Source organism: Urinicoccus massiliensis (genome assembly GCF_900120405.1).
GTDB classification, from domain to species: Bacteria; Bacillota; Clostridia; order Tissierellales; family Peptoniphilaceae; genus Urinicoccus; species Urinicoccus massiliensis.
Map to the genome: position 1 here is coordinate 1,132,392 of NZ_LT635493.1, position 15,148 is coordinate 1,147,539.

A 15,148-nucleotide genomic window follows, 5' to 3' on the forward strand; every position below is an offset into this window, starting at 1 on the left:
AATCCGCAACATGGGCGGCACAGGGTCGCCCCTACATGGGAAATTCTGCATATTTATCTTGGACCTATATTTACATATCCTGTTTATCAAAACTTGCACAAAAAAACATTTTCACGCCCCAGGCCTTTTATTTACTTGTTTTCGGGGGTGAAAATAATTTATTTTTCTTGAACTTATGGTATAATAGGCATATAATAATCTTTGGAAAGAAGGGATGTTTTGAAAAGAAGTATTGAAAGCATTCTTGATATTGACCGAAAGACAAGGGAATTGGAGGGGGACACCAAGCGGTCTATTGACCAAATGGATGAGTCTTACCGCAAGGAGCTTTCTTCTTTGGAATATCAAAGGTCTAAGGAGGCTAAGGAAAAGGCGAAGAAGTCTTATGACGAAACCCTGGATTCTTTCGCAAGGGATATTGAAGCGGTAAAAAGTGCTTCTCAGGTCCAATTGAAGAATATGGATCTTGAGTACAGCAAGGTGAAGGATGCCTTGGTGGAACGTGCTTTTACGAAAATTCTCGGGAAAGAAAGTGCAGACGATGATCAATAAATTTGCGGCTTTGAATGCCAAAATAGATCATATGTATGGTCAATTTCTAAAGGATGATGACATTTTGCTGCTTGCAGGCAAGCAGGACTTGGAAGATGTTTTTCGAAGGGTCAATGACTATGGTTTTTTGGCCGAGTTTGATGCCTTTGAAAATGTGTATGATGCCCAAGATGTTTTAAAGGCCTATGAGGGGGGTCAGGTTAACAAGCTGACGCATTTTTTAACGGGACCCTACAAGGAGTTTATGCAGGCCTACACCCGGAGTGAGGAAATGAACCGGCTGAAATTGGTTTTACGTTGCCTCCGTTTCCACAAGAATGTGGGGGATTTGACTTTTAACCAGCTGGTTTTAGGCAAGCAAAAGATTCAACTCAAGAATGAAACAATCGCACAATTTGTTGATAGACTAAAGATGACCAAGTATTACAGAATTTTAAAGCCTTATCAAAATGAGGAGGAGGATGTAATACTTTTTTATATGGAAATGAACCTGGACAAGCTCTACTACCAAGATTTGTTGGGGGCTACGGCCAAGTTTTCTAAGGAAAACAAGGACTGGTTCAAGAGGATCTTTGGTCGCAAGATTGACTTGTTGAATATTCTCTGGATGGCTCGGGCCAAGAAGTATTATCAGCTCTTACCGGAAGAAATTATGAATTTCTGTATTCTTGGTGGTGACTATTATAATTATAAGCGTCTATCGGACCTTTGTTACACCAAGTCGGAGGGGGAATTTTTAAAGAGGATCGCCCAAACGCCCTATGCCTTTTTGTTTGAAGGGGAGGATGTGTATTTATACAGCCACCGCAGGGCCAGTCGGTTTTTGTATTATTATTGCAAGAGCCAGATCAAGTTTTCTAAGGGGAACATGGGCAAGTTGTTTTGCTATTTGATTCTCCTGGAAAGTGAGATGAATGACTTGAGGATCTTGTTTGAAAGTGCTCGTTTCCACATTGATACGGAGGATAAGCTGAAGTATTTAACGAGGCATTTAGGACATATAGAAGGAAGTGAAGTGAATGGCTATTGAGCAAATGCGAATGATGAATTTAATTGGTCCCAAGCCCACCATGAATTCTGTCTTGGTGGATTTATTGCGCTTGGATGCCTGTGAATTTATTCATGCTCAAGGGGAAGTAGACAAGAATAATTTTGCCCTAAGTTTGGAAGATGAAGACAACCTGGACAAGAATATTGAACTCAACTATGTCAAGCCCTTTGGGACGAGTCAATCTCTGGACCAGGGACGGGACTTGCTCCAAGGTCTTAGGGATTTTTACGGGTTCAAGGATATTGACCGGGTCTATACGGACCGGGTGGATATGGACAAGGACTACGACCCCATCATTGATATGATGAAAAAGCAAAGGGCGGACCATGACCAAATCCACAAGAGTTTGGAAATTTTGGAAGAAATTGAAAATAACCGGGCTCTTTTTGACGATATTGATGCCAACTTGGAGGACTTGTCTGAGCTGGAAAATTTCAATGTCCGCTTTGGCTTTTTAACGGCGGAAGGCCGCTTCCGCTTGAAGAAGAATTACAGCAATATCCTGGCGGTTTTTTACCACACAGGGACCCTGGACAAGGACCGGGAAATTTATTTCACCATTTATCCCAAGGAAATGGACAATGAAATTGACCGGGTTTTGAAGTCTTTGGGCTGGATGGATATTGATATTTTAGGGCATGATGAGCGGATTTCCAAGGATATTATCCTGAATTTGGGTGTGGAAATCCAAGAGCTTAGGAGCCAATCGGACCAAATTGAGTCGGAAAGGGTCCAATATGTTCATGACCACCAAGAGGACATGAAGGAGGCTCTGGCCTATATTTATTTGAAGGATAAGATTGAAGAGTTAAAGACCATGATGCTGCAGTCGGACCACTATTATTTCTTATCTGCCTGGGTTGGATTGTCGGATATTGAAGCCATCAAGGCCTTGGAAGGCAAGTACAAGGGCTTATCTATTGACTTTATCGACCCCAAGAAGAATTCCAACCCACCGACAAAATTAAAGAATTGGAAATTTTTCAAGCCTTTTGAATTCTTGATCAATATGTACGGTACACCGAATTATTATGAATTTGATCCTACGGTGATTTTTGGGATTACCTATATGGTCTTATTCGGCGCCATGTTCGGTGATATTGGTCAGGGGGCAGTATTCTTCTTAGCAGGAATGCTCTTGTCCCGCAAGCTGGGCGCCTTTGGACAGCTTTTAAAACGCCTGGGCCTGTCGTCTATGGTCTTTGGGGCCCTCTACGGGTCTATTTTTGGGAGTGAGGAAATTTTCTCGGGGCTTTGGTTTAAGCCTTTTGACCAAATCAACCGGACCCTGGTTACGGCCATTTGTTTCGGGGTTCTTCTCCTCCTGATTTCTTATGCAATTGGGATTTATAACCAAGTCAAGCAGGATGAAAAGAGCCAGGCTTTCTTTTCAAAAGAGGGCGTTTTGGGTCTTGTGATTTTTTTGAATGTTATCAATATTGGGGTTTACCTACTGGCTAAGCTGGTAGTGGTCCCGATTTTTGTCAGTGTATTTTTCATTGTCCTGTCCTTGGTCTTGATGTTGTTCCAAGGACCCATTGTGGAAAAGCTGACCCACAAGAAGGTGGTTGAATCTAAGGTGGACTATTACACGGAAGGGATTTTCTCCCTGGTGGAAACCATGCTTTCTACGGTTACGGGGATTATTTCCTTTATCCGGGTAGGGGCCTTTGCCATCAACCATGTGGGCTTGTTTTTAGCCTTCCAAACCCTGGGCAAGATGATTGGGTCTTCCGGGGGAAATACGCTGGTTTTAATTGTAGGGAACATTGTCATTATTGCCCTGGAAGGATTGATTGTTTTTATCCAATCCTTGCGTTTGGAATACTATGAAATGTTCAGTCGTTTTTACAAGGGAAATGGCCGCTTGTTTAAGGCGGATAAGATATCCATGAAGGAGGATTAAAATGGGGAAAATTATTTTGTTTTTATCTTTAACAGTCGTTGCACTTTTTGCCGGGGCAGGTTTTCTTGCCTACAACAGGACAGAAAAGTCCAAGAAGTTTGTTCGTTCAGTCATTAAGTTAAATTTATTTATCTTTGTACCGGTTTTCGTCTTTGGTCTTGTGACCCTAGTACCAGAAATCACTCAAGCTGCCAGTGAAACTGCTTCCGGCAGTGGCCAAGGCCTGGGTTATTTGGCTGCCGGCCTATCCACCGGTCTTGCTGCTTTGGGTGCTGGTGTTGCCGTATCTAATGTAGGTTCTGCAGCCATTGGGGCTGTCAGTGAAGATCCGGACATTCTTGGTAAGTCCATGATTTACCTGGGACTTGCTGAAGGGATTGCCATTTACGGTCTGATTATTTCTATTATGATTTTAGGATCCCTATAATGCGCTCTTTGGCCTTAACGGATAATCGAGATATTTTAACTGGTTTGCGAATGGCGGGAATTGAAGGGGTCTTGTGTGGAAATGAGGAGTCCTTAAGGGACGAATTCCACCGGGCCCTGGCCAATGACAAGGTGGGCTTAATTATTTTAACCACCCGGGGTTTTTACGCCCTGGAGGAGGAAGTCATTGACGTGAAGATGCACAGGGCATCTCCTCTAATTGTCACAATTCCGGAAATCGACGGTCATATGGACCAAGATTTTATCTTAAAGTACATTCAAGAATCCATCGGTATTGGAATGAAGGATGATGCAAAGGAATGATTTATCTTGAAAAGAAAATCGCCATCTTTAATGAGATGGTGTATTTAAAAAAAGAAAAAGAGTCCAAGGAAAAAATAGAGGCAGAAAAGGCCCGGTTGGACCAAGCCTTGGCAGATAAGACCCGGGAAATGGACCAAAAGGAAAAGGACTTAATTGCCAGAAGGATCCAATTGGCCAAGGAACAGGGCTATGACCAAGTCATGAACACCAAGGAAGAAACCCGGATTGAGGTTTTAAAGAAGGAACAAGCTCTTTTTCAAGACTTTATTGCCAGCTTGAAGGAAAAATTAAAGGCCTTTCGGGAAAGTGAAGCCTATGTCCAAAGGGAAGGGGATATCTTCAAGGGGATCTTGGCTGATGTCAATGAGGAAAGGATTACGGTCCACCTTATGGACCAAGACCGAGACCGCTTGGAAGGCGCCTTTAATAAGATCGCCGAGGAAGAAGGGGTCCACTTGGACTTTGTCTCCTTGGAAAAAAAGGCCCTGGGGGGCTTTATGGTATCGGACAAGGAAGAAAGCTTCTTTATCAATGCCAGCTTTCAAGCAAAAATTGACAGTTTGAATTATGAATTAGGAAAGATGCTGCATAATCAGTTGAAAGTTGAAGGTGGTATGGATTGAAAACAGCATATGTAAAAATTGTGGACGGTCCTGTTGTCAAAGCAACTGGTATGAAGGATTTCCAAGTAAGGGAAATGGTGGTTGTCGGGGAAAAGAAGTTAATCGGCGAAGTCATTTCCATAGATGGGGACCTGGGGACCATCCAGGTCTATGAAGAAACAGAAGGCCTCAAGAGGGATGAAGAAATCCAATCCACTGGGGCGCCCTTGAGTGTTAAGTTGGGCCCTGGTATGGTGTCCAACATCTTTGACGGGATCCAACGTCCCCTAAAGAGCATCCAAGACAAGCACGGCAACTTTATGCCGGAAGGAATTGGTCTGATTTCTCTGGACCAAGAAAAGCTCTGGCCTGTGACTTTTACGGTGAAAAAGGGAGACTTTGTCCAAGAGGGACAAATCTTCGGAACGGTTCCTGAAACGGACTCCATGACCCACCGGCTCCTGATTCCCATGGGGGTTTCCGGAACCATTGAAGAAATGGTGGAAGAGGGGTCCTACAATATTGAAGAGGTCCTCTTAAGAGTCAAGGACGAAAATGACAAGATCCACGAAGTGAAGATGGCCCAAGAATGGCCAGTCCGGGTTCCCCGTCCTGTAAAGCACAGGAAGGCCACCCGGGAAATCCTCTTGACAGGGCAAAGGGTTTTGGATACCTTTTTCCCCATTGCCAAGGGGGGAACTTGTGCCGTTCCCGGTGGTTTCGGAACGGGCAAGACCATGACCCAACACCAAATTGCAAAATATTGTGACGCTGACTTGATCATCTATATTGGTTGCGGGGAACGGGGTAACGAAATGACCGAGGTATTGGAAGACTTTCCAAACCTGGTGGACCCCTATACCAAGCAATCTCTTATGAACCGGACCATCTTAATTGCCAACACATCCAACATGCCGGTAGCTGCCCGGGAAGCCTCCATCTATACTGGAGTTACCATGGCAGAATACTTCCGGGACCAAGGATATGACGTGGCCCTGATGGCGGATTCCACCTCTCGTTGGGCCGAAGCCCTAAGGGAAATTTCTGGTCGTTTGGAAGAAATGCCAGCGGAAGAAGGCTATCCAGCCTACCTACCCTCTCGGGTTGCGGGCTTTTATGAACGGGCCGGGTCGGCAGAAACTTTTTCCGGTAAGGACGGGTCTGTTACCCTGATTGGGGCTGTATCCCCGGCTGGTGGAGACTTTTCCGAACCTGTTACAGAAAACACCAAGCGCTTTGTCAATGTCTTCTTGGCCCTGGACAAGAACCTGGCCTATGCAAGACACTATCCCGCCATCCAATGGATGACCTCTTATTCCCAATACATTGCCGATTTGAAAAACTACTATGAATTGGCCCTGGATGGGGATTTAGTGGGTCTACGGAACAAGTGCATGGACATCCTCCATCAAGAAGCCAAGTTAAACGAAATTGTCCTCTTGGTTGGGGAAGAAGTCTTGCCAGATGACCAAAGGTTACTTTTGGCCATTGCCCGGGTTTTAAAGGTGGGCTTTTTGCAACAAAATGCCTTTAACAAGATCGACACCTTTGTGCCCTTGGAAAAGCAATACAATATGTTAAAAACCATTGACCACTTGTATGAAGCCGGGAAGAAGGCCTTGAGCCAAAAAATTCCCATCCGGCAAATTAAGAATGAAGACCTCTTTGGAAAAATTATCAACATGAAATACAACATTGAAAATGACGATGAAGAAGCCTTTGTCCATTTAAGCAATGAAATTGACAATTTTTACGAAGATTTGATAAAAGATAATAGGGGATGAGACATTGAAAAAAGAATATGTGCGTTTAAAACATGTGGAAGGTTCCATGATTGAACTTGACCGTTTGCACCACGTAGGCTTTGGGGAAATTGTTGAAATTAAATCCCTAGACACGGGCAAAAAACAAGTGGGTCAAGTGACAAAAATTGATGGAGATTCCTGTGTCCTTCAAGTATTTGGAGACAACCTGGGGGCTTCGACCAGAAACCGGAGTGTAACCTTTTTAGGTAAGCCCTTTGAGATTCCTGTATCCAAGGAAATTCTCGGCCGGGTTTTCAACGGAATTGGAGAGCCCATTGATGAAGGGGGTCCCATCTATTCCAATAAATTTTTAAATGTCAATGGACGGCCCATGAACCCAGTTTCTCGCCAATACCCCCGGAACTTTATCCAAACGGGGATTTCCTCCATTGACGCCCTAATGACCCTGATTCGGGGACAAAAGCTCCCTATCTTTTCCGGGTCCGGCCTGCCCCATAATGAACTGGCAGCCCAAATTGTTCGCCAAGCAAAGATCACCGGAGATGCAGGGGAAGACTCCTTTGCTATTGTCTTTGCGGCCATCGGCGTTAAACACGACGAAGCCGACTACTTCCAAAATGCCTTTAAAAATTCTGGGGTTTCTGAAAAGGTCGTTATGTATATCAACTACGCCGATGACCCCATTATGGAACGGTTGATTGTGCCCAAGTGTGCCCTGACAGCGGCAGAATACTTGGCCTATGAAGAAAAGAAACACGTCTTGGTCATCATGACCGACATCACATCCTATGCCGAAGCCTTGCGGGAAGTTTCCTCTTCTCGGGAAGAAGTTCCCTCCAGAAAGGGCTACCCGGGCCATCTCTATTCTGACTTGGCCATGCTCTATGAACGGGCCGGGATGATCCAAGGCATTGATGGATCGGTAACCTTGATTCCCATCCTGACCATGCCCAATGACGACATCACCCACCCCATTGCCGACTTAACGGGTTACATTACCGAGGGGCAAATTGTACTTTCTCGAGACTTGGCAGGCCAAGGTCTTTATCCACCCATCCAGGTCCTACCCTCCCTGTCCCGGCTAATGAAGGACGGCATCGGGGAAGGCTACACCAGAAAGGACCACGACAGCCTGTCCTCCCAATTGTTTGCTTCCTATTCCCGGGTGCAAGAAGTGCGGGCCTTGGCGCAAATTATTGGAGCCGACGACCTGTCTCCGGAAGACCAAATGGTCTTGAAGTTCGGCCAAGCCTTTGAAGACAAGTTTATCAACCAAGGTAGCGAAAGCAACCGGGATATTGAAACAACCCTGGACTTGGGTTGGGAACTTTTAAGACTCCTACCGGAAACCAGCCTGGACCGGATTTCTCCTGAATTAAAAGAAGAATTCTTGGGGAAGAAAGATGAGTAACCGTGTAATTCCCACCAAGGCCAATCTCTTAAACCTAAAAGACCAGGTGGCCTTTGCCCAAAAGGGATATGAACTTTTAGATAAGAAAAGAACCGTTTTGATCCAAGAAATGATGCGGTTAAATGGGGTGGCCAAGGACCTCCAAGGGGAAATCCATAAGATGATTGAACAATCCTATGGGTCCTTGATTGACGCCACCATTGTCATGGGGTCTGAAAATGTAGAAGGCCTCTCCCAATCCATGGCCCTGGAACCAGGCTTTGACCTCCAATCCAGGTCCGTTATGGGGGTGGAAGTGCCCAAGATCAACTACAAGAAACGTCCCCTAAAGACGGAGTATTCCTTCCACCAATCCACAGCCGCCTTTGACCAGGCTTCCTTGGATTTTAACCAACTTCTCTACTATATCTACCAGCTGGCAGAAATTGAAACCAGCGTTTTCCGGATTGCCCAGGAAATCAAGCAGACGGCCAAAAGGGCCAATGCCTTGGACAAGATCCAAATTCCCAAATTTACGGAAAATATTAAGATGATTGAAGACGTCTTGGCAGAAAAGGAAAGAGAAGACTTCTTTCGTTTGAAAAAAGTAAAGAAAAAAAGAGAAGACAAATAAAAGAACCCTTAAGCTTGACGGCTTAAGGGTTTTCTTTGTTTGGCTCTTATTTACAAATTTTTTCCAAGACCCGGCGGTTGGCCTGGATGGTTTTTTCAATGATGTCTTCTGTATGGGCGTCGCTAAGGAAGATGGCTTCAAATTGGGCCGGAGCCATGATAAAACCTTCCTTGACCATGCCTTGGAAGTACTTGGCATAGAGGTCGGTGTCGGCCTTTTGGACGTCGTCAAAGGACTTGATTTGGTCAAATTCTCCAAAGAAGAGGCTCAGCATGGAGTGGAAACGGGTAACCTTGCCAGGAATGCCCAGGTCAGAAAGGTTTTTGCTAAAGCCTTGGTCCAATTCATAGGCAAAGCGGTCTAATTTTTCATAAATTTCCGGATGGGCTTCCAGGACTTTTAGGGTGTCCAGGCCAATTTTCATGGCCAGGGGGTTGCCGGACAGGGTTCCTGCCTGGTAGACCCCTCCCAGGGGAGAGAGTTTTTCCATAATTTCTCTGGACCCAGCAAAGGCTCCTACGGGAAGGCCACCACCGATGATTTTTCCATAGGTATAGAGGTCGGCCTTGACGTCAAAATAGTCGCCAACAGACCCGTAACGGGTCCGAAAACCGGTAATGACTTCGTCAAAAATAAAAAGGGCCTTGTTGTCGTCGCAAAGCCTTCTCAAGCCTTGTAGAAATTCTTTGTCAGGAACCACAACCCCCATGTTGCCGGCAATGGGTTCGATGATGATACAGGCAATTTGGTCCTTGAATTGGTCAAATTTTTCCCGGACATCGGCCAGGTCGTTGTAGCGACAGACGATGGTATCTTGGATGGTGCCTTGGGGAACGCCAAGAGAGGTGGGGGCATAGTAGGTCAGGGTTCCGGACCCACTTTTTACCAAGAGGCCGTCGGAATGGCCGTGGTAGCAACCCTCAAACTTGATAATCTTGTTGCGGCCAGTGTAGCCCCGGGCCAAACGGATGGCCGACATGGTGGCTTCGGTGCCGGAGTTAACCATCCGGACCATGTCGGTTTTGGTGGCCCGGGTAAAGGTCTCGGCCATGGTGACTTCCACATCGGAAGGTAGTCCCAGGGTTAGGACTTCATCCAGGTAGCCTTGGGCTTTTTTAACCAGGTCCTCCCGGCCATGGCCCAGGATCATGGGGCCCCAGGAGCAGATATAGTCGATGTATTCCTTGCCATCTGTAGAATAGAGATGACATCCCTTGGCCTTGTTAAAAAAGATGGGGTCCATATGGACAGAGCCAAAGGCCCGGACTGGAGAGTTGACTCCTCCGGGAATGACTTTTTTTGCGCGGTCAAAAAGGGTCATTCTTGGGCCTCCTTTAATTTTTTGGCCACTTCCTTGGCATGGTAGCTGATGATGATTTGGGCTCCAGCCCGTTTCATGGCAATCATGGTTTCGTAGATAATGGATTCATCCACCAAGCCTTGGGCAATGGCATTTTTCAACATGGAATATTCTCCACTGACATTGTAGACCACCAGGATGGTGTTGAAGTTTTCCTTGACTTCCTTCACCACATCCAGGTAGGCCAGGGCGGGTTTGATGATGATAAAATCGGCATCTTCGTCCAGGTCCAGGGCCACTTCTTTCAAGGCTTCTTGGCCATTGTGGAAGTCCATTTGGTAGGACTTGCGGTCCCCAAAAGAGGGGGCGGAGTGGGCGGCTTCCCGGAAGGGACCATAGTAGCTAGAGGCAAATTTTGCACTGTAGGCCATAATGGGGGTGTTTTCGTAGCCGTTCATATCCAAGAGCTGGCGAATTTCCCGGACCCGAAAGTCCATCATGTCGGAGGGAGCCACAATGTCGGCTCCGGCTTGGGCATGGGACAGGGCAATTTTTGCAATGTACTTGGTGGTGGTGTCATTAAGGACTTGGCCATTTTCATCCAGGATGCCACAGTGGCCATGGTCTGTGTATTCACACATACAGACGTCGGTTACTACTAAAAGGTTGGGGTGGAGGGACTTGATCTTCCGGACCCCTCTTTGGATGATGCCGTCTTCAGCATAGGCTTGAGACCCGTGGGCGTCCTTGTGGTTGGGGATGCCAAAGAGGATGACTCCGGAGATGCCCAGGTCTTCAATTTCTTTAATTTCTTGGTCCAGTTGGTCCAGGGAAAAATGGTAGACTCCCGGTAGGGAGGGGATTTCTTTCTTGATGCCCTCTCCTTCAACTAGGAAGAGGGGGTAGATAAAGTCCTTGGGGGAAAGACTGGTTTCTTCCACCATCTTCCGCATCAAGGGGTTGTTTCTAATTCTTCGCATGCGCATGGTCTGCATCCTCCTTTATCCATTGGACCATAGAGGGGATGGTGGCTTTTTCCGAGCATCCTGCAATTTCCAAACCATGGGCCTGGATGGCCTGGCTGGTAATGGGTCCAATGCTGACAATTTTTGCGTCTTCTAAAAGTTCTTTTCCATAGTGGTCAACAAAGTTGTCCACGGTGGAGGAAGAGGTAAATAAAACATAGTCGATGGGGCCTGAAAGGTCTTCCATTTTTTCAGGCTTGATGTTTCGATAGATGACCAGGTCGTCTACTTGACCCAGGTCCTTGTATTGGTCCATGAGTTCTGGCCGGGACTTGTTGGAATGAGGAATAAAGAGTTTCTTGTCCGGGCTGGGGTCTTCTTTTAAGGCTTGAACCAGGGCTTCGCCTACATAGTCCTTGGGCACCAGGTCGGCCTTGAGGCCATAGGACCTCAGGGCTTTTTCTGTTTTTTCGCCAATGACACAGAGCTTAACCGGGGCCAGGTCTCTTAAGTCTCTTACGGACAAATAGCTATCCATGAAAATTTCCAGGGCATTGACAGAATGGAAGATGACATGGGTAAAGTCTTGGGCCAGGATCCGTTTTTCCAGGGTCTTTTTGTGGACAGCCTGGAGTTGGATACAGGGGGCTTCCATAACTTGGGCTCCCAGGTCTCTTAAGGCTTGGGCCAGGCTGGAGGCTTGGCTTCTAGCCCGGGTAATGACAATCCGCTTGCCAAAAAGGGGACGGGATTCGTAAAAGTTCAAGTCCTTTCTCAGGTCCACCACCTCGCCAATGACAATGAGGCTGGGAGAGCCGAAGCCCTTGCCTTGGATATCTTGGCAGATGTTTTCCACAGTGGAGGTCAAGACCTTTTGGTCGGGATAGCCCCCGTGCATGATGACGGCACAGGGTCTCTTGGGGTCCATGCCGGCTTCTAAAAGTTCCCCTGTAATCAAGGGGAGGTTGTTAAGGCCCATGTAAAAGACCAGGGTGCCTTCTAATTTTGCATAGGAGTGGAAGTCTCCTGGGTCGCCCTTTTCCCGGTGGCCGGTAATAAAGGAAACCGAGGTGGACTTGCCCCGGTGGGTGGCGGGAATTCCTGCATACATAAGGGAGACAATCCCCGATGTAACGCCGGGAATGACTTCAAATTCGATGCCGTGGTCCTTGCAGTAAAGGGCTTCTTCGCCGCCACGACCAAAGACATAGGGGTCGCCCCCCTTGAGCCGGAGGACTTTTTTTCCCTCCAGGGCCTTTTCCACCATCAGGGCATTGGTCTGGTCCTGGGTCAGGTAGTGGTTGTTGGCGGCCTTGCCGGCATAGTAGACTTCTTTTTTATCCAGGTAGGGGGCAATGAGGTCGGGGTTTAAAAGCCGGTCGTAGATGACGACGTCACAGTCTTCCAAGACCTTGATGGCCCTTTGGGTAATGAGATCGCTGGGGCCGATGCCGGCGCCGGTAATATATACTTTTCCTTTAGTCATAAACTTCCTCCTTTAGGGCTTGGGCCAAGTCTTGGGCCAGTTGGACTCCATCTTCCAGGGGACCTTCCAGGTCTTTTTGGCAAAAGACGCTGCCGTCTTCATTGCCGAAGCAGGCCCTTAGGTAGACCCTTTGGTCGTCAATCCGGCTGGAAATTCCCATGGGGCTTTGGCAACCACCGTTGAGGGTCTTTTGGAAGGCCCTTTGCATTTGATAGCGGAGGGTGGTTTTTTCATGGGCCAGGGGCTTCAAGAGGTCTTGGATTTCCCTGTCGTCCTCCCGGACTTGCAGGGCCAGGATCCCCTGGCAGGGGGCGGGAATCAACTCATCTTCTGAAAAAATGTGTTGGACCCGGTCCTGGTAGCCTGCCCGGATGAGGCCGGCATAGGCCAAAACCACTCCGTCTAAATTTTCGCTTTGGATTTTCCCCATACGGGTTTCAATATTTCCCCGGATGGGAAGAGTTTGGCAGTTGGGGTAGAGCCTTTTTAATTGTAGGGCCCGACGGAGGCTCCCGGTGCCGATTTTATAGGCACCGTCTTTTTTCAGAGGCTTGTTGTCCCTGGTAATTAAAACGTCCCGGGGGTCCTCCCCTCTTGGGGGGTCTACAAAGCAAAGTCCGGGAGTCACTTCCCCAGGCATGTCCTTCATGGAGTGGACGGCCAGGTCAATTTTTCCATCCAGGAGGGCTTGTTCAATTTCCTTGACAAAGACCCCCTTGCTGCCCACATCCTTAATGGCCTTGTGTAAAATTTCATCTCCCTTGGTGGAGATTTTGACAATTTCTATAGTTAAATCGGGGTAGCGGTCCTTAAGCATCTTGGCCACTAGCTGGGTCTGAACCACTGCCAGGTTGCTCTTCCGGGTCCCTAGTCTGATTTTCATTCTTTTCCTCCAAATACTTTTTCACAGCGTCCTTATCTTGTTTAAACAAGTCCTTTACAATTTGACTCCGGTCTTGGGGGTCCAAGTCCATGAGCTTGTCCCGGACCTGGGTTAAAAGGTCCAATTTTTCCAGGTCATAGTCTTCCAAAAAATCTTGGACTTCTTGGCCAATGAGCATGGTTAGAGTGGGGCTGAGGCCGTCAGATGAAAGACTTCCATGGATGGGGCCCCTTTGGAGGATTTTTTCCATAATAAAGGAAGAATCCCCCCTCTTGTCACAGCGGACATAGAGGATTTTTTTGGTCTTGGCATAGTCTTCCATGGCCTGGTTCAAGTCCGGGTCGCCAGTGGCAATAACCAAGAGGTCGTAGCCCATAAAGACAAAGTCCTTTCTCAGGACCTGGCCCTTTAAATGGAGCCGGTGGGGGTAGAGCCGCACCAGGTCCACCAGGTCTTGGTCAAAATCCTCAGCCAGGACATAGATTTCAAATTTCCCCCTTAAGAGGGACTTGATCTTGCGGCTGGCAATTTGTCCGCCACCCAGGACCAAGACTTTTTTATCAGTGGAATTAATGGAAATAGGATAGTATTTCATGCTCCAAAAACCTCCTTTAATACGGATATGGTAATTTCTTTGCGGTCGCTTTCGTCCATCTGCCGGACAGACAAGAGGGGTTCTCGAACCACCTTTTTCAAGGCAGACCGGACAATTTTTTCCACCTTGAGCTGCTCATTGTGGGTCAGGTCGGTTTTGCGGAAGATATAGCGGAGGGTGTCATCGGCAATTTCATCGCAACGTTGGTTTAAAGACTTCATAATGGGGTCCACCTTGGATTCAGAAATCCAGTGCTTGAGTTCTTGGATGACCTGGTCGATTTCTGGCTTGTAGCCATCCAGGATCCGCTTGTTTTCCTCCAGGTTGTGTTGGCCAATTTCTTGGAGGGAGTCAATGTCATAGAGGGTGACATCCTCCAGACTAGCCACAGCCGGGTCCACATCCCGAGGCAGGGACAGGTCCATAATGGCCAGGGGCTTGGTCCGCCGCAAGAGGTCCCGGGAGTTGATAATGGTGTGAGGGCTGGAAGTGGCAGAAATGAGAATGTCCACATCCACCAGACCCTTGAGCCGGTCCTCAAAGGGGAGGATTTCCAACTCATGGTATTTTTGCTGCATCTTAATGGAATTTTCATAGGTCCGGTTGCAAGCCACCACCTCGGCTCCCCTTTCAATAAGGTAGCCCAGGGCTAGAGATCCCATTTCTCCCAGGCCGATGATCATACACCGGGACAGGGAGAGGTCGAAAAGTTCTTCCATCTTTTTCACCCCGATATAGGCAATGGACACCGGCCGGTCAGAGACGGTGGATTCCGTCTTGACCCTCTTGGCAAAGGTAATGGCCTCCCGGAAGATCTTGTTTAAAATCTTTTGGGAACTGTTTAAGTCCATGGCCGTAGTATGGGCGTCGACGACTTGACCCAGGATTTGGTCCTCACCAATAATCATGGAGTCCAGGCCAATGGCCACATAAAATAAGTGGTGGAGGGCCTGGTCTCCCACCTTGGCAATGAGGTCCTTGTCCTGTAAATCCAGCTGGAAGTAGTCTCTTAGATAGTCTGCAACCCTTTTGACATCCTGGTCCGGTTGGTTGGACAAAAAGTAAATTTCCGACCGGTTGCAGGTGGACAGGATGACCAATTCCAGGATGGATTCATCCAACAAGGCATCCGTAACCTCAATAATATCCGTTTCCTTAAAGTGGACTTTTTCCCGGATTTCAATAGGAGCAACATGGTGGTTGATCCCAACGACACAAAATTTCATTCTATAAAATCTCCTTCAAATTTCCCTCGTTTATTCTTTTTT

At 47.4% G+C, this 15,148-nt stretch carries 15 protein-coding genes; 9 read left to right on the top strand and 6 right to left on the bottom strand.

Features of this window, described 5'->3' with window-relative positions; translation table 11 throughout:
• Positions 1-219 precede the first annotated feature (219 nt).
• From BQ7400_RS09895 to BQ7400_RS09935, 9 genes are read left to right on the top strand one after another with little or no spacing between them, the layout of a single operon-like run.
• Positions 220-552, top strand: a complete 333-nt coding sequence (locus BQ7400_RS09895) for a hypothetical protein (RefSeq protein ID WP_034440763.1) — start codon at positions 220-222, stop codon at positions 550-552.
• On the top strand, positions 542-1,582 hold the full coding sequence (locus BQ7400_RS09900; protein WP_034440762.1) for a V-type ATPase subunit: 1,041 nt from the start codon (positions 542-544) through the stop codon (positions 1,580-1,582). Before BQ7400_RS09895 ends, BQ7400_RS09900 begins: the two co-directional genes overlap by 11 nt.
• Positions 1,572-3,509 carry a V-type ATP synthase subunit I gene (locus BQ7400_RS09905; RefSeq protein WP_072470418.1) on the top strand — a complete coding sequence of 646 codons (1,938 nt, stop codon included), beginning with the start codon at positions 1,572-1,574 and terminating at the stop codon, positions 3,507-3,509. The genes BQ7400_RS09900 and BQ7400_RS09905 overlap by 11 nt, the downstream gene beginning before the upstream one ends.
• Position 3,510: 1 nt before the next feature.
• Positions 3,511-3,936 (top strand): ATP synthase subunit C, encoded by a 426-nt coding sequence (locus BQ7400_RS09910; RefSeq protein ID WP_034440760.1) that lies wholly within the window; start codon positions 3,511-3,513, stop codon positions 3,934-3,936.
• Entirely contained in the window at positions 3,936-4,259 is a 324-nt protein-coding gene (locus BQ7400_RS09915; protein WP_034440759.1) for a V-type ATP synthase subunit F, read from the top strand. Before BQ7400_RS09910 ends, BQ7400_RS09915 begins: the two co-directional genes overlap by 1 nt.
• Positions 4,256-4,882 (top strand): hypothetical protein, encoded by a 627-nt coding sequence (locus BQ7400_RS09920; RefSeq protein WP_072470420.1) that lies wholly within the window; start codon positions 4,256-4,258, stop codon positions 4,880-4,882. Before BQ7400_RS09915 ends, BQ7400_RS09920 begins: the two co-directional genes overlap by 4 nt.
• Positions 4,879-6,645, top strand: coding sequence for a V-type ATP synthase subunit A (locus BQ7400_RS09925; protein ID WP_072470421.1), 1,767 nt, complete (start codon positions 4,879-4,881; stop codon positions 6,643-6,645). Before BQ7400_RS09920 ends, BQ7400_RS09925 begins: the two co-directional genes overlap by 4 nt.
• A gap of 4 nt (positions 6,646-6,649) precedes the next feature.
• Positions 6,650-8,038: a V-type ATP synthase subunit B gene (locus tag BQ7400_RS09930; RefSeq protein WP_034440756.1), complete on the top strand. Its 1,389-nt coding sequence runs from the start codon at positions 6,650-6,652 to the stop codon at positions 8,036-8,038.
• A complete protein-coding gene (locus BQ7400_RS09935; protein ID WP_034440755.1) occupies positions 8,031-8,651 on the top strand; it encodes a V-type ATP synthase subunit D in 621 nt (206 codons plus the stop codon). Before BQ7400_RS09930 ends, BQ7400_RS09935 begins: the two co-directional genes overlap by 8 nt.
• 46 nt (positions 8,652-8,697) lie before the next feature.
• Here the strand turns inward: BQ7400_RS09935 and hemL are convergent, their stop codons facing one another.
• Genes hemL through hemA form a run of 6 tightly spaced genes read right to left on the bottom strand, consistent with a single transcriptional unit; the run spans position 8,698 to position 15,106 of the window.
• Positions 8,698-9,972 carry a glutamate-1-semialdehyde 2,1-aminomutase gene (hemL, locus tag BQ7400_RS09940; protein WP_072470422.1) on the bottom strand — a complete coding sequence of 425 codons (1,275 nt, stop codon included), beginning with the start codon at positions 9,970-9,972 and terminating at the stop codon, positions 8,698-8,700.
• Positions 9,969-10,937, bottom strand: a complete 969-nt coding sequence (gene hemB / locus BQ7400_RS09945) for a porphobilinogen synthase (protein ID WP_219306821.1) — start codon at positions 10,935-10,937, stop codon at positions 9,969-9,971. Before hemB ends, hemL begins: the two co-directional genes overlap by 4 nt.
• Positions 10,918-12,402 carry a uroporphyrinogen-III C-methyltransferase gene (gene cobA / locus BQ7400_RS09950; protein WP_072470423.1) on the bottom strand — a complete coding sequence of 495 codons (1,485 nt, stop codon included), beginning with the start codon at positions 12,400-12,402 and terminating at the stop codon, positions 10,918-10,920. Before cobA ends, hemB begins: the two co-directional genes overlap by 20 nt.
• Positions 12,395-13,285, bottom strand: coding sequence for a hydroxymethylbilane synthase (gene hemC, locus BQ7400_RS09955; protein WP_072470424.1), 891 nt, complete (start codon positions 13,283-13,285; stop codon positions 12,395-12,397). Before hemC ends, cobA begins: the two co-directional genes overlap by 8 nt.
• Positions 13,212-13,880: a precorrin-2 dehydrogenase/sirohydrochlorin ferrochelatase family protein gene (locus BQ7400_RS09960; protein WP_072470425.1), complete on the bottom strand. Its 669-nt coding sequence runs from the start codon at positions 13,878-13,880 to the stop codon at positions 13,212-13,214. Before BQ7400_RS09960 ends, hemC begins: the two co-directional genes overlap by 74 nt.
• Complete coding sequence (gene hemA, locus BQ7400_RS09965) at positions 13,877-15,106, bottom strand: glutamyl-tRNA reductase (protein WP_034440749.1); 1,230 nt, start codon at positions 15,104-15,106, stop codon at positions 13,877-13,879. The genes BQ7400_RS09960 and hemA overlap by 4 nt, the downstream gene beginning before the upstream one ends.
• Between the last annotated feature and the right edge of the window lie 42 nt (positions 15,107-15,148).

Coding starts and splice junctions, on each gene's coding strand:
- BQ7400_RS09900 (WP_034440762.1), top strand. CDS start 542: ATGATCAATAAATTTGCGGCTTTGAATGCCAAAATAGATCATATGTAT.
- BQ7400_RS09905 (WP_072470418.1), top strand. CDS start 1,572: ATGGCTATTGAGCAAATGCGAATGATGAATTTAATTGGTCCCAAGCCC.
- BQ7400_RS09910 (WP_034440760.1), top strand. CDS start 3,511: ATGGGGAAAATTATTTTGTTTTTATCTTTAACAGTCGTTGCACTTTTT.
- BQ7400_RS09915 (WP_034440759.1), top strand. CDS start 3,936: ATGCGCTCTTTGGCCTTAACGGATAATCGAGATATTTTAACTGGTTTG.
- BQ7400_RS09920 (WP_072470420.1), top strand. CDS start 4,256: ATGATTTATCTTGAAAAGAAAATCGCCATCTTTAATGAGATGGTGTAT.
- BQ7400_RS09935 (WP_034440755.1), top strand. CDS start 8,031: ATGAGTAACCGTGTAATTCCCACCAAGGCCAATCTCTTAAACCTAAAA.
- hemL (WP_072470422.1), bottom strand. CDS start 9,972: ATGACCCTTTTTGACCGCGCAAAAAAAGTCATTCCCGGAGGAGTCAAC.
- hemB (WP_219306821.1), bottom strand. CDS start 10,937: ATGCGCATGCGAAGAATTAGAAACAACCCCTTGATGCGGAAGATGGTG.
- cobA (WP_072470423.1), bottom strand. CDS start 12,402: ATGACTAAAGGAAAAGTATATATTACCGGCGCCGGCATCGGCCCCAGC.
- hemC (WP_072470424.1), bottom strand. CDS start 13,285: ATGAAAATCAGACTAGGGACCCGGAAGAGCAACCTGGCAGTGGTTCAG.
- BQ7400_RS09960 (WP_072470425.1), bottom strand. CDS start 13,880: ATGAAATACTATCCTATTTCCATTAATTCCACTGATAAAAAAGTCTTG.
- hemA (WP_034440749.1), bottom strand. CDS start 15,106: ATGAAATTTTGTGTCGTTGGGATCAACCACCATGTTGCTCCTATTGAA.